This window comes from Leucobacter sp. VD1 (assembly GCF_037150695.1).
In the GTDB taxonomy this organism is placed as follows: domain Bacteria; phylum Actinomycetota; class Actinomycetes; order Actinomycetales; family Microbacteriaceae; genus Leucobacter.
On record NZ_JBBCPO010000001.1, the window covers coordinates 970,903 to 997,171 of the forward strand.

Sequence of the window (26,269 nt, forward strand, 5' to 3'; positions counted from 1 at the left end):
GAATCCGAGCGCGTTCGCGCATACCTCAGCAATCCTACGGCAGGCGGGGTACCATAGGGTGTGATGTCCACCGAGATCTCAGCCCAGTCGCAGACCGCCGCGCGAACCGAGCAGCCCCGCCGCTCCTTCGGTCGCGTCGTCAAGAACTACGTCGCACTCACGAAGCCGCGCGTCATGGAACTGCTGCTGGTGGTGACGGTGCCCGCCATGATTCTGGCCGAGCAGGGGCTGCCCAATCTCTGGCTGGTACTCGCGACCCTGATCGGCGGCGCGATGAGCGCCGGATCGGCTGGTGCCTTCAACTGCTACATCGACCGTGAGGCCGACCGCCTCATGCAGCGCACCAAGAACCGCCCGCTCGTCACCGGCGAGATCTCCGACCGCAACGCGCTCGTGTTTGCCTGGGTGCTCGGCGTGGTGTCGATCGCTTGGCTGTGGGCGACCACCAACTGGCTGGCTGCCGTGCTGGGTGCTGCCGCGATCTTCACCTATGTGGTCGTCTACACGATGTGGCTCAAGGGTCGCAGCGAGCAGAACATCATCTGGGGCGGCATCGCCGGCTGCTTCCCGGTGCTGATCGGCTGGGCTGCGGTGACAGGGTCGCTCGACTGGCCGGCCTGGGTGTTCTTTGCCATCATCTTCCTCTGGACCCCGGCGCACTACTGGCCGCTGTCGATGCGCTACCGCGACGACTATGCTGCGGCCGGCGTTCCCATGCTCGGCGTGGTGCGCGGCCGCGTCACCGTCGGCTTGCAGGTGATTCTCTACACCTGGGCCACGGTCGCTTCGAGCCTGCTGCTCATCCCGGCACCTGGCATCGGCTGGCTGTACACGATTGTGGCGCTGGTCTCAGGCGGCTACTTCATCTTGCAGGCGCACAGACTCTACGGCAGCGCGATCCGAGGCCAGGAGGGCAAGCCGATGCAGGTCTTCCACGGCTCGATCACCTACCTCTCGGTGCTCTCACTCGCGATTGCACTCGATCCGCTGCTGCCCTTCTGATTGCCGGGACATACAAAGCGCTATGCTTACCCAATGTGAGCAACACCCGTAACCCGAGTCGAGGACTGTCCGACCAGCCGCGAGCACGCGACCAGCTCGGACTCGCCCCCTACATCGATGGCATCGCCGACTTCATCCGCGGCTGCAGTACACCGCTGACCCTCGCGATCCAAGGCGACTGGGGATCCGGCAAGACCAACACGATGCTGCTCATCGAGCAGGCCCTCGAACCGACCGCCCGCCTCTCCGAGGTGCGCAGCAATGAAGCCCGCGAGGCTCTGCAGAAGCCGCCTGAGATCGACCGACCTCCGCTCTACACCGTCAGCTTCAACACCTGGCAGTACGCGCAATTCAACCTCGACAGCATGCTCGCCGTCGCCATGCTGCGGGCACTCGTGACCGAACTCGAGAAGACCTCACCTCCGAGCGACGCGATGACGAAGACCAAGGCGAAGCTCGTGCAGCTCGCTCGGTTCAGCGTCAACACCGCGGCGAACGTCGTCTCCAACCTGACCTTCGGCAGCGGCGTCGGCGAGATCCTGCCGACCAGGCAAGACCCCCAGCACGCGGGCGACCCGCTGCTCGCACTCGAAATGCTCGGCGAGCTGCGCGAGAACCTCGCAGAGCTCGTGCGCAGCGCCGTCGCGCACCGCGACGGGCCCGGCCGCGTGGTGATCTTCATCGACGATCTCGACAGACTCAACCCGCTGCGGGCCGTCGAACTCATGGAGACCCTGAAGCTCTTCCTCGACCTGGAGCACTGCGTCTTCGTGCTGGCGATCGACTTCGACGTGGTAGCCCAGGGCGTGAGCGACAAGTACGGGGCGGACAAGCTCGGGGCGAAGAAAGCGCGATCGTTCTTCGACAAGATCATCCAGGTGCCCTTCCACATGCCGATCGAGAACTACCGCACCGACGAACTCCTCGACGACACCTACGCCAGCGCCGGCATCGAGCTCAGCCCCGAGCAGAAGCGTCACTTCAAAGCCCTCGTGCAGTCGTCGGTGAGCAACAACCCGCGTTCCATCAAGCGCCTCATGAACACCTTCATGCTGCTGCGCGGCATCCTCGACACCGATGAGAACCACGAGCGACTCTTCGCGGTGCTCTGCCTGCAGATCGCCTACCCCAACCTCTACAACGACCTGCACTCCGACGCCTTCTCGGACGCCCTCTCACGCGTCTTCGAGCAGGAGAAGGGCACCACAGCTCTCACCGGCGCTCTCGAAGACGAGCTCGAGATGGACGCCGGATCGGTGGAGGCCACCCTGCGGCTCTGGGGCCTCTGGTCGATCGCCGAACGCCGCGCGATGCAGCACTTCGCGACCTGCTTCCGCACGGTCTTCCTGAACCAGGACGGCGGCTTCGACCGTACCGCTTTCGACCGCACCGTCAGCCTCTCGGCGATCACCGGCGTCGGCAAGCAGGCCTCCGAGGCCGGGACAGACGACTATGTCTGGGGGCACAAGTTCTACCGTGCCGAGGAGCGACGGACCGAGTGGCGCGACCGCTTCGGCCAGGAGCCGAAACTGGCCGACACCTACCGGCTCGCGGAGCGCTTCGTCAGCGCACTGTCGGAGGTGCCGCTTCCCTCGGAGGTCTCGCTGCGCGTCGGCATGCAGGTCGGCAACACCCGCAACTGGACGATCGAGTGCTCCGGCAAGCGGGTGGGCGTCATGCACGTGCACCAGAAGTTCTTCCACGTCTACTTCGGTCCGCGCCCCTGGATGGAGTGGCTGACGGAGGAGGTGCGCGACGCCAACGGCGTCAACGACTTCTGCATGAAGCGGATCGAGTCGGACGAGCAGGTGGACCGGCTCGCCGAGCTGTGGAAGACCCTCTTCACCGAGCGCATCGACCTTGAATCGTCGCTCGAGCTCTGAGCACCCCGCGGGGAGCGCTACGCCGACACGGGCCGCTTGAGCCGCAGCACCACAACGGTCATCGAGGCGGCCGTGAGCGAGGCGAGCACCATGTGCACACCCACCGCGAGGGGCGGCAAACCGTTGCGCGCCTGATACACACCCACCAGGATTTGCACCAGCAGCACCCCCAGCAGCGCAAGGGTCCACGCCCGGGGCCGCAACCGCTGCACCGTTGACCAGATCACCAGCGCCACGGTGAGAGCCAGAGCCGCATAGCCCGGCCAGGCATGCACATGCGCAAGCACCGAGGCGTCAAAGCCGTCGCGCACGACCCGTTCATCGCCCGAGTGCGGGCCTGCACCCGTGGTGAGCACGCCCACGAAGATGCTGATCGCCATGACGAAGGTGGTGATGTGGGTGAGGATCGCGAACGGCCTCGGCACCGCCAGCTCGCGGGGCAGCGGCGACTCATACATGCGCACGAGGTAGGCCGCAGTAAGGCACACGAGCAGCAGCGACACAACGTAATGGAAGCCTACGAGGTTGGCGTTCAGGTGCAGCCACACGATAACGCCGCCCACCACAGCCTGCAGCAGCACGAGGCCGAGCACCAGCGTCGACAGCACGGCAAGATCGCGGCGCAAACGCAGCTTGCTGAGCATCCGCCAGCTCAACACCACCACGAGCACGGAGAAGAGGAGGATCGGTCCGCTGATCGTGCGGTTGCCGAACTCGATCAGGCCGTGGATGCCCATTTCAGGGGTAGGGGTGAGCGACTCCGGAGTGCAGAGCGGCCACTCGCTACAGCCGAGGCCGGATCCCGTCAGGCGCACCGCGCCTCCTGTGCCGATGATCAACACGTTGAGCACGAACGAGGCCCAGGCTGAAAAGCGCAGCAGCAACGACGGTCGGGCGGCGCCTCCGACAAAGCCGAAGTCCTTCCCGCGTGACCCGGATGCGGAAGTGGCGATCGAACTGCTCGGGGTGGACAACGAAGCTCCTCTCGGGTGCTTCCCGCGCGCGGGTTCGCCGTGGGCGAGTCCCCGCCCATTTCAGGCCGAAACCTGTAGAATGGGAAGCTGTGGTTGCGTACGGCGAGCCGTGGTCAGGTGCTCTGCACCGGATCGGCTCCGTCCGAAGCCCAGACTACTGCACCGCTGCAGAGCCAGACCTGTGCGCTCGATTCGTTTCGCACGCTCACGCGGTCTGCGCTCGGCGAGACGAAGAATTGAGGGAGTGATCATGCCAGAGGTATTGATCGACCGACCCGAGCTCGAAGGCTTGGGCCAGTACGAGTTTGGCTGGCACGACAGCGATGAGGCGGGCGCGGCAGCAAAGCGCGGCCTCAGCGAGCAGGTCGTGCGCGAGATCTCGGCGCTGAAGAACGAGCCCGAGTGGATGCTGCAGCGCCGCCTCAAGGCGCTGCAGATCTTCGACAGGAAGCCGATGCCCGCTTGGGGGGCCGACCTCTCTGAGATCGACTTCGACAACATCAAGTACTTCGTGCGCTCCACCGAGAAGCAGGCCACCACCTGGGAGGAGCTGCCGGAGGAGATCAAGGAGACCTACGAGAAGCTCGGCATCCCCGAGGCTGAGCGTCAGCGTCTCGTCGCCGGTGTTGCTGCGCAGTACGAATCCGAGGTCGTCTACCACCAAATCCGCGAAGATCTCGAGGCTCAGGGTGTGCTCTTCCTCGACACCGACACCGCGCTGCGCGAGCACCCGGAGATCTTCGAGCAGTACTTCGGCACCGTCATCCCTTCGGGCGACAACAAGTTCGCGGCGCTCAATACTGCCGTGTGGTCGGGCGGTTCCTTCGTGTACGTACCGAAGGGCGTGCACGTCGAGATCCCGCTGCAGGCCTACTTCCGCATCAACACGGAGAACATGGGCCAGTTCGAGCGCACGCTCATCATCGCCGACGAGGACAGCTACGTCCACTACATCGAGGGCTGCACCGCCCCGATCTATCAGAGCGACTCGCTGCACTCCGCGGTCGTCGAGATCATCGTGAAGAAGAACGCCCGCGTGCGCTACACCACGATCCAGAATTGGTCCACGAACGTCTACAACCTCGTGACCAAGCGCGCCATCGCAGAAGAGGGTGCCACCATGGAGTGGGTCGATGGCAACATCGGTTCCAAGGTGACCATGAAGTACCCGTCGATTTACCTGACCGGCGAGCACGCCAAGGGCGAAACCCTCTCGGTCGCGTTCGCGGGCCCCGGCCAGCACCAGGACGCCGGCGCGAAGATGATCCACCTCGCCCCGCACACCAAGTCGTCGATCCTCTCGAAGTCGATCGCGCGCGGCGGCGGCCGCACCGGCTACCGCGGTGAAGTGCGCGTGGAGGCGAACGCCCACCACGCCGCCAACTCGGTGGTCTGCGACGCCCTGCTCGTCGACACGATCTCGCGCAGCGACACCTACCCCGCGATCGACATCCGCACCGACGATGCCACGCTCGCGCACGAGGCGACGGTCACCCGCGTCAGCGAAGACCAGCTCTTCTACCTCATGAGCCGCGGGCTCTCCGAGGAGGAGGCGATGGCCATGATCGTGCGCGGCTTCATCGAGCCCATCGCACGTGAGCTGCCCATGGAGTACGCGCTCGAACTGAATAAGCTCATCGAGATGAGCATGGAAGGATCCGTCGGTTAAAGATGTCAACCCTGCAGACAGAACAGCACGGATTCAAGGCTCACAGCGACGGCGACTGGGAGAACCGCGCGCCGGTGCAGACCCGCTCCGAACGCTTCAAGTCGACGAATCTCGCAGATTTTCCCGAGGTCACCGGGCGTGAGGTGAACTGGAAGTTCACCCCGATCGCCTCGATCAAGGCGCTCATCGGCGGCCCGCTCGAGGCAGGCTCTCACGCGCCGGTCGTCTCCGACGCCCCCGGCGTCGAGGTCACGAGCGTTCCCATGGACTCCGAGCTCGTGGGCCGCGCCGGCATCCCCGAAGACCAGGCCGCTGCGAACGCCTGGGGCCAGGCCGGCACCGCCATGCGCATCCTGCTCACCAGCGAGGAGCGCCAGACCGTCATCGTGGACCGCACCGGGCTCAGCCAGAACCCCACAGCGGCGCACACCATCATCGAGGCGGCCCCGAACGCGAACGCGCTCGTAATCCTCGAGAACTCGGGTGATGCGAACCTGACCGAGAACGTCGAGATCGTTGTCGGTGACGGGGCGAACCTCACCGTCGTCTCCATCCAGGAGTGGGCCGACGACGCGATTCACCTCGCCAGCCACAACGCGACCGTGGGCCGCGACGGCAACCTGCAGCACATCGTCGTCTCGCTCGGCGGCGGCGTGGTGCGCGTCAACCCCTCGATCCACCTCGACGGGCAGGGAGCCAATGGCGAAAGCTACGGCGCCTACTTCGCCGATGCCGGCCAGCACCTCGAGCATCAGGTCTACATCGACCACAATGCTCCCCGCACCCGCAGCCGCGTCGCCTATAAGGGCGCACTGCAGGGCGAGGGCGCGCACGCGGTGTGGATCGGCGATGTCCTGATCCGCCGCGTCGCTGAAGGCACGGACAGCTACGAGGAGAACCGCAACCTCACTCTCACCGAGGGCACCCGCGCCGACTCGATCCCGAACCTCGAGATCGAAACCGGCGACATCGAGGGTGCGGGTCACGCCTCCACCACCGGCCGCTTCGACGAGGAGCACATTTTCTACCTGCAGAGCCGCGGCATCTCCGAGGACGATGCCCGCAAGCTCGTGGTGCGCGGCTTCCTCTTCGAGGTCATCCAGCGCATCGGCAACGAGCAGGTCGAGTCTCGGCTGCAGGAGGCGATCGAGGCCGAGCTGCAGCAGAGCGTGCTCGCATAATGGCGCGCCAGAAAGTAGCCGCGCTGGGCGAGCTGGTACAGGATCAGGCGATCCGCGTCGTCGTCGACGACGTGCCGATCGCGCTCGTGCTCGACGGCCAGGGTGAGGTGCACGCCATCGGCGACACCTGCACGCACGGCCAGATCAGCCTCGCCGAGGGTTTCGTCGAAGACGACACCCTCGAGTGCTGGGCGCACGGTTCAGCGTTCTCGCTGCGCACCGGCTACCCGCAGAACCTTCCGGCCTACGAGCCGGTCCCCGTCTACGTTGTCGAGATCGAAGACGGCGACGTGTACATCGACACCAACGTTACGAAAGAGATTGAACAATGAGCTCAGTTCTTGAAATCAAGGACCTGCACGTCAGCGTCGAAACCGAGCAGGGCCCCAAGGAGATCCTGAAGGGCGTCAACCTCACCATCAAGCAGGGTGAGACCCACGCCATCATGGGCCCCAACGGCTCCGGCAAGTCGACCCTCGCCTACGCCGTGGCCGGTCACCCGCGCTACGAGATCACCAGCGGCCAGCTGCTGCTCGACGGCGAAGACATCACCGAGTTCGAGCCCGACGAGCGTGCACAGGCAGGCCTCTTCCTCGCCATGCAGTACCCCGTCGAGATCCCCGGCGTGACCAACGCGAACTTCCTGCGCACCGCCAAGACCGCAATCGACGGCGAAGCACCCGCGATCCGCACCTGGATGAAGGACGTCAAGGAGGCGATGGGCAACCTCCGTATGGACGAGTCCTTCGCAGCGCGCAACGTCAACGAGGGCTTCTCGGGCGGCGAGAAGAAGCGCAACGAGATTCTGCAGCTCGAACTGCTGAAGCCGAAGTTCGCGGTGCTCGACGAGACCGACTCCGGCCTCGACGTCGACGCCCTGAAGATCGTCTCCGAGGGCGTCAACCGCGCCAAGGAGAACACCGGCCTCGGCGTGCTGCTCATCACCCACTACACCCGCATCCTGCGCTACATCAAGCCCGACTTCGTGCACGTCTTCGTGAACGGTCGCGTCGCTGAAGAGGGCGGCCCGGAGCTTGCTGAGCGTCTCGAGGAAGAGGGCTACGACCGCTTCCTCGCGTCGGCCTAGGCGCGTAGGCTGGTCGTATGAGCGACGAAACCACGGACACCACGACGGCCCCGAAGTCGATCGACCCGGAGTTCCGCGAGCAGGCCACCGAGGCGCTCAAGAACGTGTCAGATCCCGAGCTCGGCGTCAATATCGTCGATCTCGGCCTGATCTACGATCTCGCCTACGACGAGGAGCACGACGCGCTCGTCATCAGCATGACGCTCACGAGCGCCGGCTGCCCGCTCACCGACGTGATCGAGAACGACATCGCCGAGGCGCTTGACGGGCTCGTGGCCGCCTTCCGCATCAACTGGGTGTGGATGCCGCCGTGGACTCCCGAGCGCATCACCGATGACGGCCGCGACATGATGAGAGCTCTGGGGTTCGCTATCTAAGGCCCCACCATCGTGCCCCACAACCCGCTGCGCTCGCCCGGCGATCCCCGCCTCAATCGGATCGCCGGGCCGAGCGCGCTCGTTATTTTCGGGGTCACCGGTGACCTATCGCGCAAGAAGCTCATGCCCGCGGTGTACGACCTTGCCAACCGCGGCCTGCTGCCGCCGGGCTTCGCGCTCGTGGGCTTCAGCCGACGTGACTGGGCCGACCGCGACTTCGCGGAGATCGTGCACGACGCCGTGCGCAAGCACGCGCGCACCCCCTTCCGCGAGGCCACCTGGCGGCAGCTTGCCGAGGGGATCCGCTTCGTGCAGGGGCGCTTCGATGACCCTGATGCCTACGTTCGCCTACGCGAGACCGTCGACGCGCTCGACAGCGAACGCGGCACGATGGGCAACCACGCTTTCTACCTGTCGATCCCGCCGAAGTCGTTCCCCGAGGTGGCTCACCACCTCAGCAGCTCCGGCCTCGTCGACCGCACCGTCGACGACCAGCGCTGGCGCCGCGTCATTATCGAGAAGCCCTTCGGGCAAGACCTGCAGTCGGCGCTCGAACTCAACGAGACCTTGGAGTCAGCCTTTCCCGCCGACTCGATCTTTCGCATCGACCACTACCTCGGCAAAGAGACGGTGCAGAACATTCTCTCGCTGCGGTTCGCGAACTCGATGTACGAGCCGATCTGGAACCGCAACTACGTCGACCACGTGCAAATCACCATGGCCGAAGACATCGGCGTGGGCGGCCGCGCCGGCTACTACGACGGCGTGGGTGCCGCCCGCGATGTGATCCAGAACCACCTCTTGCAGTTGCTCGCGCTCACCGCGATGGAGGAGCCGATCTCGCTCAGCGCCGACCACCTGCGCGCTGAGAAAGAGAAGGTGCTTGAAGCGGTGCGACTGCCCGACGATCTCGCCACGGCGACCGCGCGCGGCCAGTACGCCGGCGGCTGGCAGGGCGGCGAACTAGTGCGCGGCTTCCTCGAAGAGGAAGGCATGGATCCCGCTTCCCGCACCGAGACGTACGCCGCGATGAAACTGTTCGTCAACACCCGTCGCTGGTCTGATGTGCCGTTCTACCTGCGCACCGGCAAGCGACTCGGCCGCCGCGTAACCGAGATCGCCGTGGTGTTCCGCCGTGAAGCGGGGGAGCTGTTCGCAAAGGCGCACGGCAGCGACCAGGGATCGAACGCGCTCGTGATCAGGGTGCAGCCAGACGAGGGCATCATGATGCGCTTCGACGCGAAGGTTCCGGGCACAGGCACGCGCGTGCGCGACGTGACTATGGACTTCGGCTACGGCCACGCCTTCACCGAGGCAAGCCCGGAAGCCTACGAGCGGCTCATTCTCGACGTGCTGCTCGGTGATGCTCCGCTCTTTCCGCGGCAGGCCGAGGTGGAGCTGTCGTGGCGGATCCTCGATCCCATTGAGGAGTTCTGGTCAGCGGAGAGCCGCGCCCCCGAGCAGTACACCCCCGGTTCGTGGGGCCCCGATTCCGCGAACGATCTGCTGGCCCGCGACGGCCGAAGCTGGAGGCGTCCGTGATCGAACAGCTCCCCAACACCACGGTGAGCGCCGTTGCTAGGCGTCTGGTCGCGATGCGTCTCGAGGGCGGCGTGTCTGCGCTCGGTCGGGTGCTGACCCTCATCATCGCCACCTCAGACCCCATCGACGAAACTGTGGTCGAGGCCGCGAATCATGCGTCGAGCGAGCACCCAATGCGTGTCATCGTGCTCGTCGCGAACCCTGACGCAGCCGCGCCCCGTCTCGACGCCGAGATTCGTGTGGGGGCAGATGCCGGCGCCAGCGATGTCGTGGTGCTGCGCGCCTACGGCGAGGTGTGCAGCGGTATCGAAAGCCTCGTCACCGGGCTACTACTGCCAGACGCGCCCGTGGTCGTCTGGTGGCCGCGTGAGGCCCCGCACGAACCCGGCGCACATCCGCTCGGCCGCATCGCGCAGCGCCGCATCACCGACAGCGCCGCATCCTCCGCCGACATCTTCTCCGCCCGCACCTCCGGGTACGCGGCTGGCGACACCGACCTCGCTTGGACCCGTCTCACCCGGTGGCGCGAGTACCTGGCCGCGATCCTCGACCAGCCGCCGTTTGACCCGGTCACCTCGGTGGAAGTGCTCGGCGGCGCCGACTCTCCTTCAACTCGTCTGCTCGCCACGTGGCTCGGGCTCATGCTGCAGGTGCCCACGGAGTGCCGCCTGCACCACGAAGTGCCCTCGATCGAGGGCGTGCGCTCGGTCACGCTGCGCCGCGCCTCGGGCGACGCCGTGCTGGAGCGTGTCGCGCCAGCACAGGCAGTGCTGCGACAGCCGGGCCAGCCCCAACATGAGATCTCGCTGCCGCGCCGCACCCTGCGTGAGTGCCTGGCCGAAGAACTCAGAATCCTCGATGAAGACGAGATATACGGCCGCGTGATGCGACAGCTTGACGCCAACGATCGAACGGAGCCCCAGCGGTGACCACAGCAGCAGCGACCGAAGCCACGGCGAACATCGGGGTCGTCGGCCTCGCCGTGATGGGGGCGAACCTCGCCCGCAACTTGGCGAGCCGCGAGGGCAACACTGTGGCGGTGCTCAACCGCAGCCGCGAGCGCACCGACGCCCTCGTTTCGGAGCACCCCGAGGCGGGCTTCGTGCCAGCGCACAGCTACGAGCAGTTCGCAGCGAGCCTCACGAGGCCGCGCACTGCCATCATCATGGTGCAGGCGGGGGCGGCAACCGATGCCGTGATCGACGCGCTTGTCGAGGTGTTCGAGCCAGGCGACATCATCGTCGACGGAGGCAACGCGTTTTTCCCCGACACGATCCGCCGCGAGCGCGCCGTGCGCGACACCGGCATCAACTTCGTGGGTGCCGGCATCTCGGGCGGCGAGGAGGGTGCCCTGCTGGGTCCCAGCATCATGCCGGGCGGATCCGATGAGGCCTGGACGACGCTCGGCCCGATCCTCACCTCCATCGCCGCCGTCGCCGATGGCGAGCCCTGCGTCACCCACATCGGCCACGACGGCGCCGGCCACTTTGTGAAGATGGTGCACAACGGCATCGAGTACGCCGATATGCAGCTGATCGCCGAGGCCTACGATCTGATCCGCCGCGGCACCGGGAAGAGCCCGGCCGACATTGCCGACGTCTTCGCCGAGTGGAACCGCGGCGAGCTCGAGTCGTACCTCATCGAGATCACCGCCGAGGTGCTGCGGCAGATCGATGCCGACACCGGTCGGCCGCTCGTCGACGTGATCCTCGACCAGGCCGGGGCGAAGGGCACCGGCGCCTGGACCGTGCAGACGGCGCTGTCGCTCGGCGTGCCCGTCTCCGGGATCGCCGAGGCTACGTTCGCGCGCTCACTCTCCTCGCACCCCGAGCAGCGTGCCGCGGCGGCGCAGTTGCCTGGCCCAGACGAAGCTTGGGCATCAGACAACGAAGCAGCCTTCATCGAAGACGTGCGCCAAGCGCTCTACGCTTCGAAGATCGTGGCCTACTCGCAGGGGTTTGACGAGATCCGTGCCGGCGCCGCTGAGTACGGTTGGAGTATCGACCTCGGCGCAGTGTCGCGCATCTGGCGGGCGGGCTGCATCATCCGCGCGCAGTTTCTCGGTCGCATCGCCGAGGCCTACGGCGAGCAGCCTGAGCTGCCGCTGCTGATGTCGGCGCCCTACTTCGCCGAGGCGTTGAGCCGGGGCCAGGCGGCCTGGCGGCGGGTGGTGATCGCTGCGACCGCGGCCGGTATTCCGGCCCCCGCGTTCTCATCGTCGCTGGCCTACTACGACGGGCTGCGCGCCGAACGGCTGCCCGCCGCTCTCATTCAGGGGCAGCGCGACTTCTTCGGCGCCCACACGTATCGCCGCGTCGACAGGCCGGGTAGCTTCCACACGCTGTGGTCGGGGGATCGCAGCGAGGTGCAGCGGTAGTGCGCGTCGAGCGGGTCACTGACCTGCCCGCGCTCGGCGAGGTTGTCGCGAGCGGGCTCATCGCGGTGTGCCGCGAGCGGCAGCGCGCTGGTGCGGTGCCCTGCATCGTGCTCACCGGAGGGCGCGCAGGAGCGCAGGTGTTGCTCGCCGTGCGTGACCATCGCGACCGCAATACCGTCGACTGGAGTCGGGTGCGCTTTCTCTGGGGCGATGAGCGCTGGGTGCCGGCCGGGCACGCCGACCGCAACGATCGGCTTGCCGATGAGTCGCTGTTCGCCGCTGTCGATACTGACCCGACGCTCGTGCACCGTGTCGCCGCATCCGATTCGGGGATGAGTCTCGATGCGGCGGCCGCGGCCTACGCCGAAACGGTGGCGCGGGTGCCGCGCATCGATGTGCAGCTCAGCGGCGTGGGAGAGGACGGCCACGTCGCCTCGCTGTTTCCGGGCAGTTCTGAGCTGCTGCTCGGCGACGAAGAGGCGGAGACGCTGCCGGTACGCGATTCACCGAAAGCTCCGCCTGAGCGGGTCACCCTGTCGCTTTCGGCGTTGAACCGGGCCGAACGCTCGTGGTTGCTCGCAGCGGGGGAGGGCAAGGCCGAGGCGGTGCTGGCTGTGCTTGGCGGATCAGAGCCGCTGCCGCCCGCCGCGCGTCTCACTGGCCGGAGCGAGACCGTGCTCTGGGCCGACACCGCAGCACTGGGCCTCACGACCGGATCAGACGGGGCTCACTGAGCGCGCCTCTGCGCAACACCCGTGCCAACGCCCCACTCGACACACTCTGAGCCTTCTGCGGCTGCTGCCGAGTAGACTAGTGAGGTTGTCCACCAGCCAGCCGGCCCCGCCGGTCAGTCCTAGGAGCCGCCCAGCATGATCACCGTCGAAGACCTCGCGATCGACGTCGGCGCGCGACGCCTCATGGAGGGCGTCACCTTCCGCGTGAATCCGGGTGACAAGATCGGGCTTGTGGGCCGTAACGGTGCTGGTAAGACCACACTTACCCGCACGCTCTCGGGTGAGCTGCAGGCTGCGGAGGGCAAGGTCACCGTGTCAGGCGAGTTGGGCTTCTTGCCGCAGGATCCCCGCACCGGTGATCCTGAGCAGATCGCCAGGCACCGCATCCTCGACGCCCGCGGTCTCGGCACGCTCACGAAGAACATCGCACAGGCCACCGAAGACATGGCCTCCGAAGACCCAGCGGTGGCGGAGAAAGCCATGAAGCGCTTCGGTAACCTCACCGACCGTTTTCACGCGCTCGGAGGCTACGCGGCCGAGTCGGAGGCTGCCTCGATCTCCAACAACCTCGGCCTACCCGATCGGGTGCTCGACCAGCCATTGAAGACGCTCTCCGGTGGCCAGCGCCGCCGTATCGAGCTCGCCCGCATCCTGTTCAGCGATGCCGACACGATGATCCTCGATGAGCCGACCAACCACCTCGACGCCGATTCGATCGTGTGGCTGCGCGAGTTCCTCAAGAACTACAAGGGCGGCTGCATCATCATCTCCCACGACATTGACCTCGTGGGGGAGACCGTCAACAGGGTGTTCTACCTCGATGCGAACCGCCAGGTCATCGATGTCTACAACATGAACTGGAAGCTGTACCTGCGGCAGCGCGCCGCCGATGAGGAGCGTCGCCGCAAGGAGCGCACGAACGTCGAGAAGAAGGCGTCGGCGCTGAAGGAGCAGGCAGCGAAGTTCGGTGCGAAGGCGTCGAAGGCGGCTGCAGCGCACCAGATGGTGGCGCGCGCCGAGAAAATGCTCTCGAGTCTTGAAGATGAGCGTCAGGTGGATCGCGTGGCCAAGCTGCGCTTCCCCGATCCGGCGCCGTGTGGCAAGACTCCGATTATGGCGCAGGGGCTCTCGAAGTCCTTCGGCTCGCTCGAGATTTTCGCGGGTGTCGATCTCGCGGTCGACCGCGGTTCGAAGGTGGTGGTGCTGGGCCTCAACGGCGCCGGCAAGACCACGTTGCTGCGCCTGCTCGCGCAGGTCGATGAGCCCGACACCGGTGAGATCATCGCCGGCCACGGCCTCAAGGTGGGCTATTACGCGCAGGAGCACGAAACGCTTGATGTGCGCGCGAGCGTGCTGCAGAACATGGTTTCGGTGTCGCAGCATCTCACCGAGACTGAGGCGCGACGGGTGCTGGGTTCGTTCCTCTTCACCGGTGATGATGTGCTCAAGCCCGCCGGGGTGCTGTCAGGCGGCGAGAAGACGCGCCTGGCGCTCGCCATGCTGGTGGTGTCGAGCGCCAATGTGCTGCTGCTCGATGAGCCCACGAACAACCTCGATCCCGCCAGCCGTGCTGAGATCCTTGATGCGCTCGCGCACTTCACGGGTGCGGTGATTCTGGTTTCGCACGATCCTGGGGCTGTCGAGGCGCTCAACCCTGAGCGGGTGCTCATCATGCCTGAGGCCACCGAGGATCACTGGTCGAAGGAGTACCTGGAGCTCATCGAGCTCGCTTGAGCTTCGGGTCTCGCGGTTCTCAGCTCGGGTGGCGGATCATCCGGCTTCGCCGGCCCGCTCCGCCGCCCGCTCCTCGCGGTCTGACACGTAGTGCGGGGCCAGCGAGAGCGCGCTGAAGCGGAAGGGGCGATCCACCCGGGTGAAGCCGAGCGGGCAGTGCTCGACGCCCGCGGGGATGTACACGCAGCCCGAGGTGGTGATCGTGTGGCGCTCGCCAGCGATATCCATGTAGATCTCGGCCCCGAGGTCGTGCGGGTTGTCGGGATCGCCGCCCGTCCAGATGAGGATCTCGTCGTAGTCGTGCACATGCGGCACCACCCACAGTTCGGGCACCTCGGTCTCGTGGATCCAGATGTGGGTCATGTTGATCTTGGCATCTGGCACGAGCCCCGCGTGCACGAGCCAGTTCGGCTCGCCGAGGTTCTTCGGCGGCTCGAGTTCGGCGGCCTCGCCCTCATTGTTGAAGTCGTCGGGCCCGCAGACGGGCATGTGCTTCACGAACAGGTGGTCGTACTGACTGCCGGTACTCGACACGGTCGCCTCCTCACGGCACCCGCCACGGTGCGGGCACACGCTTCGAGAGTAGGGCTGCCGCCTCTGCGGCCGAAACGCCCGGTACGCAACGGAGCGCCCGGGGTCAACGCCTCTGCGCCCGCTGGCAACCGGATCCGCGCATCACGGCGTGGGATTCGCCTGCGGGGGCTCCACAACGTCGCCACCCACACCGGCTGAACGATCGCGCTCGGCAAGCGTATCGAGCTGTGCGAGCACGAAGGCAGCGCCATCCTGCTGCATCCCGTTGCTGAAATACTCGACGTGGCCCGACTCGTCGAGGTCGAGACTGCCGCTCTGGCAGATGAAGTCTCGGGCAACGCAGTAGTCGCGCAGACGATCGGCGAAGGCGTCAAGGGTGCCGGGAGCTCGGGGGAGCAGTCCGTTCGCTGTCGGATCGAAGCTGCCGACGTTGAAGGGCTCGCTGCCGACGAATCTCGGATCCCCGTAGAAGACGATTGCGAGCACCCGCTCCGCCGCCGCCTCCGACACAGAACCGACGGTGCCGCCGACGAGTCGCGCCTCCGGCACCGACAGCGCATCACCGATCACGAAAGCGCCCTGCGAGTACCCGAGCAGCACAAAACGCTGCTCGGGGCAGGCCTCGGCCTGCACATTGAGGGTGTCGATGAGCGTTCGCGCTCCCAGCGTGCCGCCCTCGTTCACGTCGCCGTCGGCGGGGTAGTCGAGGTCGAGCACATCAACATCTTTGGGCTTCGCCTTCGCAATCGCCCGAGCCACTGGTGAAAGCAACTGCCCTTTGGAGGGCTCCCCGGTGCCGCGCGCGGTGACCACGAGCACTGCGGTGCAGTCGCGCGGATCGACGATCGGGTCGGGGTGCAGTGCGGCATCGTACAGTTCGGCCGCCACCGGAGGCGTCGGATTCTCGGTCACCTCGGTGAGGGATTCGCGTGCCGCACTCGGATCGATGGGGGCGGCGCAGCCTGCCAGCAGCGCAACCGCGCCCAGGGCGATGGCGCCCATCGCGCCGAGGGCCGCAAAGCGTTGGGAAGAACTCACTAAAACCACACTCCAGAATAGCCCGACTTGCGGAGCGTCAGCCGCCGATCAGGGCGTCTTCCTCCTCGGCGTCGCTCGGCCCGCGGCGGCGGCGGCGCTCGGCACTGCGGCGATCCTGTTCCCGCACCGCGCTGCTGTCGGGGTTGAGCCCGCGGTACTCGCGGCGCGCGGCGTAAGCGACGCCGATGCAAGCAATCACAATGAAGACATACCACTGCAGAGCGTAGGAGAGGTGCGGCCCCTCATCGCGTTCCGGCTTCGCCGGCAGCACGCCGTGTTCACCCGCAGGCGTCTCCGTGACGAGCATCCCGTACGCGCCCGTGTAGGCCTCGCCCTCGGTGCCCGTCAAGCGCGCCAGCTCGGGCAGCTCGATACTCGCGACGGTGCGACCCGCCGAGGTGCGGCCAGGAATGGCCGGCTCTGAGGCACGCAGGCGGGCCTCCACCCGCACCTCGCCGCTCGGCGGCTCAGGCAGCTCCTCCGGCGCAATGCCTCCGGTCTCGGCTTCGTGGCCGTCGATCGGCACCCAGCCGCGATCCACGAAGAACACCCGACCATCGTCAGTGCGCAGCGCCTGGATCACATTCGACCCAACACCCTCGCGCCCCGGCCGGTTGCGCGCAAGATAGGGGTCGCCCACATACTCACCCACGGCCTCGACAGTGCGCCACTTCTGCGCGTTCTCATCGAACGCTGCCGGGTCGGGCAGCTCATCGGAGAGCGGCACCGCAGGGGCATCGTAGTTCGCGTCGATACGGTCGATCTCGGCGCGAGCCTCGGCCCGGCGCTCGAACTGCCAATTACCCAGGAACACGCACGCAATCGAAAAAATCACGAGCATCGCGAAATAGCCGATCCACCGGCTCGACCGCAAAAAGCTCCACCCCACAGGAGTGCTGTCACTCATCAAGCTCACCAATCGCCCGAGTCTCAAGAGGAAAATCGCGCGCCGCAAGGAAGTCGCGCAGAGTATCAAGGTGCGCCTCGCAGGCGAGCCACGTCTTTCGACGGTCAGCGGTATGGATCTTCGGATTGCGCCACAGAATCGCCCACACCGCCTCGTCTCGACACGCAGCCCGGGAGCACTCGAAGCGGTGCTGCGGGGCACCGCCCAGCGTCAGGCCCGACGGCGTCGCGGCGGTCACGCGATGCCGCCGGAGGAGTCGTCTGCGTCTCGACGGACGGGATCCGCATTCCCATCAGCAGGAGTCGAGGCGCGGCGCTCAGGTTCTACATCGATGACGAGCAGCGTCTCAGACGGTGCCTCTGCCGGCGTGTCAGCGCTTGCACCCTCAAGCATCAACGGCTCGGGAGCGTCGGGAGCCTGCCCGCCATCGTGCGCGACAGCGTTACCCACCATCACCGCGAACCACGGCAAGAACACGGCCCCAGCTGCCGCGAGCAGCACCCACCAGCCGCGCACCCAGATCAACGAGGTCACGCACGCCACGCGCAAACTCATCGCAATGAAATACATGCGCATGCGGTGCGCGCGATCCTCAGCCGGATTCACCCCAGCCGATGTCACACTGTAGCTCTTCGCCATGCGCCCTTTCCTCAGTACCGCACCAGCCTACGCCGTCCCGCTGTGACCGCGCTCACATGCAATAGGCTGGGGTCCAGTTTTGACGGAAGGACCCCTATGAGCACCTCGCGCACCGTACTCGTCACGGGCGGCAACCGCGGCATCGGCTACGCAATCGCCGAACGCATGATCGCCGATGGCCACCGCGTCGCCGTCACCGCCCGCTCGGGCGAGGGGCCCGAAGGCTCCCTCACGGTGCGCGCCGAAATGACCGACGCAGCATCGATCGACGCCGCCTTCACCGAGATCGAAGCGCAGCTCGGCCCCGTCGAGGTGGTCGTCGCGAACGCGGGCATCACGCGCGACACCCTGCTGCTGCGCATGTCAGAGGAAGACTTCACCTCCGTCATCGACACGAACCTCACCGGCACCTTCCGCGTCGTGAAGCGCGCTGCGAAGGGCCTGCTCAAGGGCCGCTTCGGCCGCGTGATCCTCATCTCCTCCGTCGTTGGACTGTACGGATCGCCTGGGCAGATCAACTACTCCTCGTCGAAGGCGGCCCTCGTCGGCTTCGCCCGCTCGCTCACTCGCGAGCTCGGCGCCCGCAACATCACCGCCAACGTCATCGCCCCGGGCTTCATCGAAACCGACATGACGGCTTCGCTGCCCGAAGAGCAGCAGCAGCAGTACCTCGCGAACATCCCCGCGAACCGTTTCGGCCAGGTCGCCGAGATCGCAGGCGCCGCCTCATTCCTCGCGGGCGACGACGCAGCCTACATCTCGGGCGCCGTCATTCCCGTCGACGGCGGCCTCGGCATGGGGCACTGAGCTCGCAGCTCACCGCATATGTGAGGGCCTGCTGATTCATGCTGAATCGGCAGGCCCTCACATATGTATGAGATGGCGGATCAGGCCAGGCGGTCGAGCAGCGGGATCGCGAGCGCCAGATCATCGGTGATGGAAACATCGGCGCGATCCTGCACCACCGGCTTGGCGTTGTAACCGACGCCGATCGCCGCAACGCCCATCATCTCGAGGTCGTTCGCACCATCGCCGATCGCGATGGTCGCCGTGAGCGGGATCCCGCTTGCCTCAGCCCACTCGCGCAGCGCCGCCGCCTTCGCAGCCGCATCGATCACCGGCCCCACCGTGCGCCCGGTCAGGTGACCATCAATCACCTCAAGCCTGTTCGCGCGCCAGAAGTCGAGCCCCAGATCTTCGGCGAGCGGATCAAGCACCTCGTGGAAGCCGCCGGAGACCACACCCACTTTGCCGCCGCGCTCGTGCACCGCCGCAATAAGCTCACGAATACCGGGGGAGAGGCGCACCCGACCGTAGGCCTGTGCGAACACCGTCTCAGCGGTGCCCTGCAGGGTCGAAACCCGCTCGGCGAGACTTTCGGCGAAGTCAAGCTCGCCGCGCATCGCGCGCTCCGTCACCTCTGCCACCTGATCTCGGCTGCCCGCAGCCTCGGCGAGCAACTCGATCACCTCATCCTGAATGGTGGTGGAGTCGCAATCGAGCACAACAAGCGGTGAAAGGGTCATGCGATCCAGTCTAGGCTTGTGCCTATGGTCAACGTGCTCCGATTCAGCGATGTCACCTACGTGCGCGACCGCCGCCCGATCCTCTCCGGGATCGACTGGGCAGTCCAGGACTCGGAACGATGGGTCATCCTCGGCCCGAACGGCGCCGGCAAGACCACGCTCATGAAGCTCGCCACTGCGAACGACTATCCCACCACGGGCTCGGTCGAGGTGCTCGATCAGCGCCTCGGGCGCGTCGACATCTTCGAGCTGCGCAACCGCATCGGCTTCGTCTCCTCGGCGACCGGAAACCGCCTGCCCGCCTCTGAGACCGTGCGCGATATCGTACTCACCGCCGCCTACGGCGTCGAGGGGCGCTGGAACGAGCAGTACGACGACGTCGACGTGCGCCAAGCCGAACGCATCCTGAGCGAGTGGGATCTTGCCGACTACGTCGACCGGGCCTTCGGCACGCTGAGCGACGGGGAGCGTAAGCGCGCACTGATCGCCCGCGCTGTGATGACCGACCCTGAGATGCTGCTGCTCGACGAGCCGAGCGCGAGCCTCGACCTCGGCGCGCGCGAGCGGCTGCTGCAGATGCTCTCCGGCTTCGCCCAGTCACCCCACTCGCCTGCCATGATCATGGTCACTCACCACGTCGAAGAAGTGCCCCCGGGGTTCACCCACGCTCTGCTGCTGCGCGACGGTCACGTGCAGGCCGCCGGCCCCATCGCCGAAACCCTCACCGCGGCAAACCTCGAAGCCACCTTCGGCATGCCCTTTGACCTCAGCGTCTCGAACGGCCGCTACGCCGCCACCGCCAAGCCGTAAGCGCCACGCCCGAAGCCCGTCACACCCGAATTTGGGGTGTTCTGGTAAAGTGGTTCTTTGGTGCGGATCGATCCGCCAATCCCAAGACCTCAGGGCGTGCTGTTACACGCCCACTCCAAGGCAATATAAGGAACACTCATGAAGACCGAAATCCACCCCGAGTACAACGCAATCGTCTTCCGCGACCTCGCCTCGGGAGAGACGTTCCTCACGCGCTCGACGCTCACCAGCGAAAAGACCATCGAGCTTGACGGCGCCACCTACCCCGTCATCGACGTCGAAATCTCCAGCGCCTCGCACCCCTTCTACACGGGCAAGCAGCGCATCATGGACTCGGCCGGTCGCGTCGAGAAGTTCAACCAGCGCTTCAAGGGCTTCGGCGCCTAAGGCACGATCCCACAAAAATGGCGGAGGCATTGCCTCCGCCATTTTTTGTGCCCGCGGGTTACCGCACCGGCCAACGCCCATCGGCGACGAACGAGGGGTCGCGCACGCGACGCATGTACTCCTGGAAGCTTTCGGCCTGCGCCGCAGCCCACCCGATCTGAGCTCGATGCAACTCATCGAGCTCTCCGGGGATAACATCGGCGTACTTGCGGGCGATGCGCTGCAGCACCCGCCCCGCGGCGATCGCATCGTCACCGGCATCGTGCGCGTTGCCGATCTCGACGCCGTGGTGCGCGGCGACAGCTTCCAGCGTGCGCTTGCCCTTGCGGTAACGATCGAATTGCTTGTCAAGGATCAGTGGATCGATGACGGGGGAGAGGTCATTCGGCCACGCCACCCCGTGACGTACGGCCTCGGAGGCGAGCAGGCTGAGATCGAAGGGTGCGTTGTAGGCGACGACAGGGAAACCGCGCTCGAACATTTCGAGCAGCCGCGTCACGATCTGCTGCACGCCGACGGTCGCGGCAATGCCGCTTGCGCGGGCGATTTCGGTGGTGATCCCGTGCACACGAACCGCGGGCTCAGGAATCTCGACACCGGGGTCGAGCAGCCAGTCATAGCGCTCTTGCACCTCACCCGACGGGCCGAGCAGCGCGATCGTGGCACTCACGATGCGGGCGTGGGCAGTATCGATGCCTGTGGTCTCGGTGTCGAACACCGCGAGATTCGCCGCCCAGAGGGGGAGTTCTTGGGTCACAGGGGATCCTTTCGTTCTCCACGATGCTATCGAGCACCGCCGACCCGCATCGACCACGCCCGCAGCGCGCTGCCAGCAGCACGCCGGTAGCATCGAAGCGTGACCGCTTCTCCCACTCTTCTGCGTGTGCCCACGCTCGGTATGGACACCCGCGCTTGGCAGTACGGCGACCCCGACGGAGCCCCGCTGCTGCTCGTGCACGGTTTCCGAGGCGACCACCACGGCCTCCAGGGCATCGCTCAGGGGCTCGCAGAAACGCTGCCAGGGGTGCGGGCCATCGTGCCAGACCTGCCCGGCTTCGGTCAGACTCCCGCTGTTCCGGGGCGTGAACACACCATCGAACTGTACGGCGAGTGGTTACGAGCTTTCGCCGCTGCAGTTGCCCCCGACGGCTTCGCCGTACTTGGCCACTCCTTCGGATCGCTCGTGGTGTCAGCAGCGATCGCTGGTGGGCTGCAGCCGAGCCGGCTGATCCTCATCAACCCGATCTCGGCCCCCGCGCTGGAAGGGCCGCAGGCAGCGCTCACACAACTCGCCATTGGCTACTACCGTGCCGCCGAACTGCTGCCACCGCGAGCCGCACGCCGCCTGCTCGGCAACCCGGTGATCGTGCGCGTGATGAGCGAGGTGATGGCAAAGACGGGCGACCCCGAGCTGCGAAGCTGGATCCACGGCCAACACGGCGCCTACTTCAGCACCTTCTCGGATCCGACAACTCTGCTGCAAGCGTTCCGCGCATCCGTTTCCCACACGGTGCCCGAATTCGCGCGCGCCTTCACCATGCCGACCCTGCTCATCGCGGGGGAGCGCGACGACATCACGCCGCTCGTAAAGCAGCTTGAGCTTCGCCACCGCATTCCCGGCTCGCGCCTGCGGATCATTCCCGGCATCGGCCATCTCGTGCATTACGAGGCCGTCGAAGACGCTGTCGCGTTCATCGCGGGATTCCTCACCGAGGCCCAAGCCCAGGCCCAGGAGGCTGCGGCATGAGGATCATCCGCATCGACGACCTCGGCGCACCCGAGCTCGCCGACTACACCAAGCTCACCGATGTCGCGCTGAGACGGGTGCTCGAGCCTGAGGAGGGCCTGTACCTCGCCGAATCCCCAAAGGTGATCGAGCGGGCGCTGCGCGCCGGGCACCGCCCTCGTTCGGTGTTGCTGCTCGAAGAGTGGCTGCCGCGGGTGGAACCACTGCTCACCGAGCACCCCGAGGTGCCCGTTTTCGTGGGGGAGTCGCATCAGCTCGAAGCGCTCACCGGCTTCCACATGCACCGCGGCGCGCTCGCCTCGATGCACCGGCCGACGCTGCTCGACCCAGCCGAGCTGCTGCGCGCACCCGCAACGTCGGCGCAGCCGCGGTCCCGTGTCGCGGTGCTGGAGGGCCTCACCGACCACACGAACGTGGGGGCCGTGTTCCGTTCGGCCGCCGCGCTGGGCGTCGACGCGGTGCTCGCCTCACCCGACTGCGCCGACCCGCTCTACCGGCGTTCCGTGCGGGTGTCGATGGGAACGGTATTCCAAGTGCCGTGGACGCGCTTCGAGCGCTGGCCCGCAGGCCTCGACGCCCTCACCGACGCGGGCTACATCGTCGCGGGGATGACGCTCGGGGAGGGCGCGATCACCCTCGACGAGCTCGTCGCCGAAGATCACCCGAAGCTCGGCCTCGTGTTCGGCACCGAAGGGCACGGCATCACGCCCCGAGTCGACCGCCGCCTCGATCGGCGCGTCACGATTCCGATGATGGGCGGCGTCGACTCGCTGAACGTAGCCGCCGCTTCCGCCGTCACCTTTTACGCCACGCGGTGAGCGGGCACCGCGAACTGAGCGGGGCAGGGGAGAGGCGCGCCACGCAACCGCTCAGCTGACCGCTGCGCGGAGTGAGCGCAGGTGGTCGCGCGCGAGGGATGCTGCTGCGGACGCGTCCTGCGCTTCGATGGCGGTGACGATCACGGCGTGCGCGTTCTGGTCGTGCGGGTCGCCGTAGTCGCCGCGGATGCGCAGCATCGCGATCATGGCCTCGCGGATCCTGGGCACGAAACGGTCAAACATCTCGAGCAGCACCGCGTTGTGGGCGGCCACGATGACCGCGCGGTGGAACCCGGCGTCGGCATCGACGTGGGCCTCGATGCCCACAGCGATATCGCGCTCGGACAGGGTGCGTCGCATCGCACGCAGATCCGCGGCGGTGCGACGTTCCGCCGCGAGAAACGCAGCCTCCGCCTCAATAGCGGTGCGGGCCTCGATCACCTCCACGATGTCGGCGCGACGCAGCAGCCCCTCCCAGTCTTCGACGACATCGAGCGCGGCGACGAACACACCGACCCCTTGGCGGGTAGTGAGCACGCCCTGACCTGCGAGGCGGCGGATCGCTTCTCGCACCGTGGATCGCCCCACACCCAGCTGTGGGCCGAGGGTGTTCTCGCCAGGCAGTTTCGAACCGAGTGGCCACTCGCCGGCGCGCACGCGCTCCAGGATCATGTCCGCGGCTTGCTCGGCCAGGGAGGTGCGCGTGATCTGGGCCATGAATCCCCACCTGTCTACTTGTCTGAGAAGTCGTGTACAGTCTATCCCATGACCGCACGGCTCCTCCTTCGCCGCCGCAGCAGGATCTAGCCCGACCGGCACCCCTGCTGCGGCGCACCACCGCCTGCCGTCACCACGCCGCCGCACTCCCGGCCGCGCCTGGCTCCTCTGGGGGAGGAGCGGGCGCCAATCCGCCGTGCCGCGAATCCGAAGGGACCCCTATGGACGTCGCAACAACCCCGCCCACCCAGCATCGCCTGCAGCTCTGGACACTCACCGCCACCCACGTCGCGAATGACTTCTACACCGGGGCCTTCGCCGCTCTGCTGCCGTTCTTCGTGCTGCACGCCCAGTACAGCTACGCCGCCGTCGCGGGGATCACCCTCGCGGCGACCGCGCTGTCGAGCGTTGCGCAGCCTGTCTTCGGCTACCTGAGCGACCGCTTCCAACTGCGCTGGATGACCCTCGCGGGCCTGCTCGCCGCGGGCGCCGGCATCGCAGCCAGCGGCCTCGTCGCAGACTCCTACCCGCTGGTCTGGATCGTCGTGGCGATCTCGGGCATCGGCGTCGCCGCCTATCACCCCGCTGCCACGGTCGAAGCCCGGGAGGCCGGGCGCGGCACGAGCCGCGCGATGAGCCTGTTCTCGGTCGGCGGCAATGTGGGCGTAGCACTGGCGCCTGCCGGGGTGATTCTGGTGGTGGGGTGGTTCGGCCTGCCGGGCACCGCATTGCTCATCGTGCCGGCTCTCGTGCTGGGCCTCGTCTACGCCGCAGTCTCGTGGCGTCGCCTGTTCGGCCGCCCCACGGTGACGCTCGGGGCCTCTCGCGCAGCTCAGGCGACGCCGCGACAGCCCGACGATTGGCGCGCCTTCGGCCGTTTGACGGTGGTGCTCGCCATGTGGTCGGTCGCGTATGTGGGGACCTCCACCTTCGTCTCCTTGTATTCCATCGAGCGCTTCGCGGTCAGCACTGCCTTCGCCTCGATCGCGCTCTCGGTATTTCCCGCGGCTGGTGCCGCAGGCACGCTCATCGGCGGCTGGCTGGCTGACCGCTTCGGCCGCCTGCGCGTAGTGCGGGCAGGCTATCTACTCGCTGCGCTCTCGGTCGGGGCGATCGTGCTCGCCCCGAACCCGGCGGTAGTGATCGTCGCCACCGGCGCGCTCGGAGTGGCCCTGTTCTTGCCGTTCGCGGCGCAGATCACGCTCTCGCACTCCTATTTACCGAACCGCATCGGCATTGCGAGCGGGGTGACGCTCGGCCTCACACTGTCGTTCGGGGGCGTGGTCAGCCCACTGCTCGGCAAGGTCGCCGACGCCTCGGATGTGCGGATCGTCTTCGTGATCATGGCGGCGCTGCTCGTCGTCGGTTTCGGTTTGTCGTTTGCGCTGCGCGAGCGCCGCGCCGATCTGCAGCTGCTCGCCGAGGTCACAGAAGCTGCGCCGGCCCAGTCTTGACGCGCCGAGCTCCGCGCTCCCAGGTGCGCCACTGGGAGCGCGGATAGGCTGGGGTTGGTCATCGCATAGGCGTTGAATCGAACAGCCGCTTTGAATCGAAGCCGTACAGCATTCCCTGATCTGGAGGTCGTGTTGCTCCGGAGCTTTCATGCACCATGTTTCACCGTGGCCGACGTGTCGCGCCCGGTGCCGGGGGATCTCGTTTTCCACGGGGTCGGCCGGGGGAGTCGCGCGTGATTGCGGATCGTAGGCGGGCGCTGTGGTTTGCATGCTTTTGGATCGCGGTGGGCGTCGGCTCGTATGTGCTCGGCGTGCAGCTGGAGATGGGGCAGCGCGCTGAAGACACGGTGCTTGATGCTGCAGAGTTCACTACGAGCCCGCCACCTCCGCTGAATCTGGTCTCGATCCCGTCGGTGGCGATCGCACTCGGCGTGGTGGCGCTGATTGCGCTGGTCGCGCACGGGATCAGACGGGCGCTCGTGGTCACCGTGGTGCCGGTGCTTGCGATTATTGCATCGCAGTTGTTGAAGCAGGTGTGGTTGACGCGGCCGCAGTTGTTCGAGCTCGATGTGCCGAACACGTTTCCGAGCGGGCATATGACAGTGTTCACAGTGGTGACCGCTGCGCTGATTTGGGCGGTGCCGTCTGCGATTCGCGGTTTCGTGACCATCGCGGGAGCAGTGCTGCTCTCAGCGGTCGGCTGGCAACTGTTGGCGTACGGCTGGCATCGTCCGAGCGATGTGCTGGGCGGCATCGCGCTGGGCACCGCGGCGTTCGCGCTGGCGTGCCTGATTCGCCCGGTGACATCACGGGGGAGCGTTGTTCTGGGCCGCACCTTCGCTGTCGGTCTGGTGCTGGCGGGATGGATTGTCGTCGCCGCGGCACTCGTGCTCGGGGCTATCGCTGCCTGGAACGGCAATGCCGCAACGCTGTTGAGCGCCGGTCAGTTCGGTTGCATCGGCGCCGCAACGCTCGCGTCGCGCGCTCTGCTACTGCTCAGCACTCCACGCAGCTGACATAACACCCACGGCTATGGTGTTCCGCCGCGCTTCATGCGGATCGCCAGGCGTTGACCGCCCACCGTTCACCGAGCCGCCGTTCACCGAGCCACCGCGCACCAAGCTCGAGCGAG

28 protein-coding genes are annotated in these 26,269 nt (G+C 66.6%); 19 read left to right on the forward strand and 9 right to left on the reverse strand.

Annotated features, from left to right (window positions below):
• Window positions 1-63: 63 nt before the first annotated feature.
• Together WFL22_RS04510 and WFL22_RS04515 are read left to right on the forward strand one after the other, a co-directional pair.
• On the forward strand, window positions 64-1,002 hold the full coding sequence (locus WFL22_RS04510; RefSeq protein WP_336650932.1) for a heme o synthase: 939 nt from the start codon (window positions 64-66) through the stop codon (window positions 1,000-1,002).
• 35 nt (window positions 1,003-1,037) lie between these two features.
• A complete protein-coding gene (locus tag WFL22_RS04515) occupies window positions 1,038-2,885 on the forward strand; it encodes a KAP family P-loop NTPase fold protein (RefSeq protein ID WP_336991644.1) in 1,848 nt (615 codons plus the stop codon).
• Between the two features lie 17 nt (window positions 2,886-2,902).
• On the opposite strand, the gene WFL22_RS04520 is transcribed toward WFL22_RS04515, so the two are convergent.
• Complete coding sequence (locus WFL22_RS04520; protein WP_336991646.1) at window positions 2,903-3,859, reverse strand: COX15/CtaA family protein; 957 nt, start codon at window positions 3,857-3,859, stop codon at window positions 2,903-2,905.
• Between the two features lie 250 nt (window positions 3,860-4,109).
• Here WFL22_RS04520 and sufB point away from each other — a divergent pair, with 250 nt between their 5' ends.
• From sufB to WFL22_RS04570, 10 genes are all read left to right on the forward strand, one after another.
• Window positions 4,110-5,528, forward strand: a complete 1,419-nt coding sequence (gene sufB / locus WFL22_RS04525; RefSeq protein ID WP_336650929.1) for a Fe-S cluster assembly protein SufB — start codon at window positions 4,110-4,112, stop codon at window positions 5,526-5,528.
• A 2-nt stretch (window positions 5,529-5,530) separates the two neighbouring features.
• Window positions 5,531-6,709 carry a Fe-S cluster assembly protein SufD gene (sufD, locus tag WFL22_RS04530; RefSeq protein WP_336650928.1) on the forward strand — a complete coding sequence of 393 codons (1,179 nt, stop codon included), beginning with the start codon at window positions 5,531-5,533 and terminating at the stop codon, window positions 6,707-6,709.
• Window positions 6,709-7,041: a non-heme iron oxygenase ferredoxin subunit gene (locus tag WFL22_RS04535; protein WP_336650927.1), complete on the forward strand. Its 333-nt coding sequence runs from the start codon at window positions 6,709-6,711 to the stop codon at window positions 7,039-7,041. The genes sufD and WFL22_RS04535 overlap by 1 nt, the downstream gene beginning before the upstream one ends.
• Window positions 7,038-7,796: a Fe-S cluster assembly ATPase SufC gene (gene sufC / locus WFL22_RS04540; protein WP_336650926.1), complete on the forward strand. Its 759-nt coding sequence runs from the start codon at window positions 7,038-7,040 to the stop codon at window positions 7,794-7,796. The genes WFL22_RS04535 and sufC overlap by 4 nt, the downstream gene beginning before the upstream one ends.
• A gap of 17 nt (window positions 7,797-7,813) precedes the next feature.
• The gene (locus tag WFL22_RS04545) at window positions 7,814-8,173 is read left to right on the forward strand and encodes a metal-sulfur cluster assembly factor (protein WP_024355859.1); all 360 of its coding nucleotides are present in this window, start codon (window positions 7,814-7,816) and stop codon (window positions 8,171-8,173) included.
• Window positions 8,174-8,185: 12 nt separating this feature from the next.
• Window positions 8,186-9,715: a glucose-6-phosphate dehydrogenase gene (gene zwf, locus WFL22_RS04550; protein ID WP_336991650.1), complete on the forward strand. Its 1,530-nt coding sequence runs from the start codon at window positions 8,186-8,188 to the stop codon at window positions 9,713-9,715.
• Window positions 9,712-10,644 carry a glucose-6-phosphate dehydrogenase assembly protein OpcA gene (locus tag WFL22_RS04555; RefSeq protein ID WP_336991652.1) on the forward strand — a complete coding sequence of 311 codons (933 nt, stop codon included), beginning with the start codon at window positions 9,712-9,714 and terminating at the stop codon, window positions 10,642-10,644. Before zwf ends, WFL22_RS04555 begins: the two co-directional genes overlap by 4 nt.
• Window positions 10,641-12,092 (forward strand): NADP-dependent phosphogluconate dehydrogenase, encoded by a 1,452-nt coding sequence (gene gndA, locus WFL22_RS04560; RefSeq protein ID WP_336991654.1) that lies wholly within the window; start codon window positions 10,641-10,643, stop codon window positions 12,090-12,092. Before WFL22_RS04555 ends, gndA begins: the two co-directional genes overlap by 4 nt.
• Window positions 12,092-12,826 (forward strand): 6-phosphogluconolactonase, encoded by a 735-nt coding sequence (pgl, locus tag WFL22_RS04565; RefSeq protein WP_336991655.1) that lies wholly within the window; start codon window positions 12,092-12,094, stop codon window positions 12,824-12,826. Before gndA ends, pgl begins: the two co-directional genes overlap by 1 nt.
• Before the next feature lie 135 nt (window positions 12,827-12,961).
• Window positions 12,962-14,560: an ABC-F family ATP-binding cassette domain-containing protein gene (locus WFL22_RS04570; protein WP_336650921.1), complete on the forward strand. Its 1,599-nt coding sequence runs from the start codon at window positions 12,962-12,964 to the stop codon at window positions 14,558-14,560.
• A 36-nt stretch (window positions 14,561-14,596) separates the two neighbouring features.
• Here the strand turns inward: WFL22_RS04570 and WFL22_RS04575 are convergent, their stop codons facing one another.
• The 5 genes from WFL22_RS04575 to WFL22_RS04595 all read right to left on the reverse strand — a co-directional run bounded on the left by WFL22_RS04575 (window position 14,597) and on the right by WFL22_RS04595 (window position 17,678).
• Window positions 14,597-15,094 (reverse strand): hypothetical protein, encoded by a 498-nt coding sequence (locus WFL22_RS04575; protein WP_336991656.1) that lies wholly within the window; start codon window positions 15,092-15,094, stop codon window positions 14,597-14,599.
• Between the two features lie 141 nt (window positions 15,095-15,235).
• Window positions 15,236-16,132, reverse strand: a complete 897-nt coding sequence (locus tag WFL22_RS04580; protein ID WP_336991658.1) for a cutinase family protein — start codon at window positions 16,130-16,132, stop codon at window positions 15,236-15,238.
• A 37-nt stretch (window positions 16,133-16,169) separates the two neighbouring features.
• A complete protein-coding gene (locus tag WFL22_RS04585) occupies window positions 16,170-17,039 on the reverse strand; it encodes an SURF1 family cytochrome oxidase biogenesis protein (RefSeq protein WP_336650918.1) in 870 nt (289 codons plus the stop codon).
• Window positions 17,032-17,277 carry a hypothetical protein gene (locus WFL22_RS04590; RefSeq protein ID WP_336650917.1) on the reverse strand — a complete coding sequence of 82 codons (246 nt, stop codon included), beginning with the start codon at window positions 17,275-17,277 and terminating at the stop codon, window positions 17,032-17,034. The genes WFL22_RS04585 and WFL22_RS04590 overlap by 8 nt, the downstream gene beginning before the upstream one ends.
• A complete protein-coding gene (locus tag WFL22_RS04595) occupies window positions 17,274-17,678 on the reverse strand; it encodes a DUF3099 domain-containing protein (protein ID WP_336650916.1) in 405 nt (134 codons plus the stop codon). The genes WFL22_RS04590 and WFL22_RS04595 overlap by 4 nt, the downstream gene beginning before the upstream one ends.
• Window positions 17,679-17,774: 96 nt before the next feature.
• On the opposite strand from WFL22_RS04595, the gene fabG reads away from it, so the two are divergent.
• Window positions 17,775-18,485, forward strand: coding sequence for a 3-oxoacyl-ACP reductase FabG (fabG, locus tag WFL22_RS04600; protein ID WP_336650915.1), 711 nt, complete (start codon window positions 17,775-17,777; stop codon window positions 18,483-18,485).
• Between the two features lie 80 nt (window positions 18,486-18,565).
• Here the strand turns inward: fabG and serB are convergent, their stop codons facing one another.
• Window positions 18,566-19,204: a phosphoserine phosphatase SerB gene (serB, locus tag WFL22_RS04605; protein WP_336991659.1), complete on the reverse strand. Its 639-nt coding sequence runs from the start codon at window positions 19,202-19,204 to the stop codon at window positions 18,566-18,568.
• A gap of 24 nt (window positions 19,205-19,228) precedes the next feature.
• On the opposite strand from serB, the gene WFL22_RS04610 reads away from it, so the two are divergent.
• Window positions 19,229-20,014, forward strand: coding sequence for an ABC transporter ATP-binding protein (locus tag WFL22_RS04610; RefSeq protein ID WP_336991660.1), 786 nt, complete (start codon window positions 19,229-19,231; stop codon window positions 20,012-20,014).
• A gap of 138 nt (window positions 20,015-20,152) precedes the next feature.
• Window positions 20,153-20,401, forward strand: coding sequence for a type B 50S ribosomal protein L31 (locus WFL22_RS04615; protein WP_024355846.1), 249 nt, complete (start codon window positions 20,153-20,155; stop codon window positions 20,399-20,401).
• 58 nt (window positions 20,402-20,459) lie between these two features.
• On the opposite strand, the gene WFL22_RS04620 is transcribed toward WFL22_RS04615, so the two are convergent.
• On the reverse strand, window positions 20,460-21,158 hold the full coding sequence (locus WFL22_RS04620) for an exonuclease domain-containing protein (RefSeq protein WP_336991661.1): 699 nt from the start codon (window positions 21,156-21,158) through the stop codon (window positions 20,460-20,462).
• 141 nt (window positions 21,159-21,299) lie between these two features.
• Between WFL22_RS04620 and WFL22_RS04625 the strand changes: the two genes are divergently transcribed.
• On the forward strand, window positions 21,300-22,148 hold the full coding sequence (locus WFL22_RS04625) for an alpha/beta fold hydrolase (protein ID WP_442918959.1): 849 nt from the start codon (window positions 21,300-21,302) through the stop codon (window positions 22,146-22,148).
• Window positions 22,145-22,966 (forward strand): TrmH family RNA methyltransferase, encoded by an 822-nt coding sequence (locus WFL22_RS04630; RefSeq protein ID WP_336650910.1) that lies wholly within the window; start codon window positions 22,145-22,147, stop codon window positions 22,964-22,966. Before WFL22_RS04625 ends, WFL22_RS04630 begins: the two co-directional genes overlap by 4 nt.
• A gap of 51 nt (window positions 22,967-23,017) precedes the next feature.
• Here WFL22_RS04630 and WFL22_RS04635 read toward each other — a convergent pair whose 3' ends face one another.
• Window positions 23,018-23,683 (reverse strand): FadR/GntR family transcriptional regulator, encoded by a 666-nt coding sequence (locus WFL22_RS04635; RefSeq protein ID WP_336991663.1) that lies wholly within the window; start codon window positions 23,681-23,683, stop codon window positions 23,018-23,020.
• A gap of 221 nt (window positions 23,684-23,904) precedes the next feature.
• Between WFL22_RS04635 and WFL22_RS04640 the strand changes: the two genes are divergently transcribed.
• Window positions 23,905-25,137, forward strand: coding sequence for an MFS transporter (locus WFL22_RS04640; protein WP_336991665.1), 1,233 nt, complete (start codon window positions 23,905-23,907; stop codon window positions 25,135-25,137).
• A gap of 233 nt (window positions 25,138-25,370) precedes the next feature.
• Window positions 25,371-26,153: a phosphatase PAP2 family protein gene (locus WFL22_RS04645; protein ID WP_336991666.1), complete on the forward strand. Its 783-nt coding sequence runs from the start codon at window positions 25,371-25,373 to the stop codon at window positions 26,151-26,153.
• Window positions 26,154-26,269 lie beyond the last annotated feature (116 nt).

Coding starts and splice junctions, on each gene's coding strand:
- WFL22_RS04510 (WP_336650932.1), top strand. CDS start 64: ATGTCCACCGAGATCTCAGCCCAGTCGCAGACCGCCGCGCGAACCGAG.
- sufB (WP_336650929.1), top strand. CDS start 4,110: ATGCCAGAGGTATTGATCGACCGACCCGAGCTCGAAGGCTTGGGCCAG.
- sufD (WP_336650928.1), top strand. CDS start 5,531: ATGTCAACCCTGCAGACAGAACAGCACGGATTCAAGGCTCACAGCGAC.
- WFL22_RS04535 (WP_336650927.1), top strand. CDS start 6,709: ATGGCGCGCCAGAAAGTAGCCGCGCTGGGCGAGCTGGTACAGGATCAG.
- sufC (WP_336650926.1), top strand. CDS start 7,038: ATGAGCTCAGTTCTTGAAATCAAGGACCTGCACGTCAGCGTCGAAACC.
- WFL22_RS04545 (WP_024355859.1), top strand. CDS start 7,814: ATGAGCGACGAAACCACGGACACCACGACGGCCCCGAAGTCGATCGAC.
- WFL22_RS04570 (WP_336650921.1), top strand. CDS start 12,962: ATGATCACCGTCGAAGACCTCGCGATCGACGTCGGCGCGCGACGCCTC.
- WFL22_RS04585 (WP_336650918.1), bottom strand. CDS start 17,039: ATGAGTGACAGCACTCCTGTGGGGTGGAGCTTTTTGCGGTCGAGCCGG.
- WFL22_RS04595 (WP_336650916.1), bottom strand. CDS start 17,678: ATGGCGAAGAGCTACAGTGTGACATCGGCTGGGGTGAATCCGGCTGAG.
- fabG (WP_336650915.1), top strand. CDS start 17,775: ATGAGCACCTCGCGCACCGTACTCGTCACGGGCGGCAACCGCGGCATC.
- serB (WP_336991659.1), bottom strand. CDS start 19,204: ATGACCCTTTCACCGCTTGTTGTGCTCGATTGCGACTCCACCACCATT.
- WFL22_RS04610 (WP_336991660.1), top strand. CDS start 19,229: ATGGTCAACGTGCTCCGATTCAGCGATGTCACCTACGTGCGCGACCGC.
- WFL22_RS04615 (WP_024355846.1), top strand. CDS start 20,153: ATGAAGACCGAAATCCACCCCGAGTACAACGCAATCGTCTTCCGCGAC.
- WFL22_RS04625 (WP_442918959.1), top strand. CDS start 21,300: ATGGACACCCGCGCTTGGCAGTACGGCGACCCCGACGGAGCCCCGCTG.
- WFL22_RS04630 (WP_336650910.1), top strand. CDS start 22,145: ATGAGGATCATCCGCATCGACGACCTCGGCGCACCCGAGCTCGCCGAC.
- WFL22_RS04635 (WP_336991663.1), bottom strand. CDS start 23,683: ATGGCCCAGATCACGCGCACCTCCCTGGCCGAGCAAGCCGCGGACATG.
- WFL22_RS04640 (WP_336991665.1), top strand. CDS start 23,905: ATGGACGTCGCAACAACCCCGCCCACCCAGCATCGCCTGCAGCTCTGG.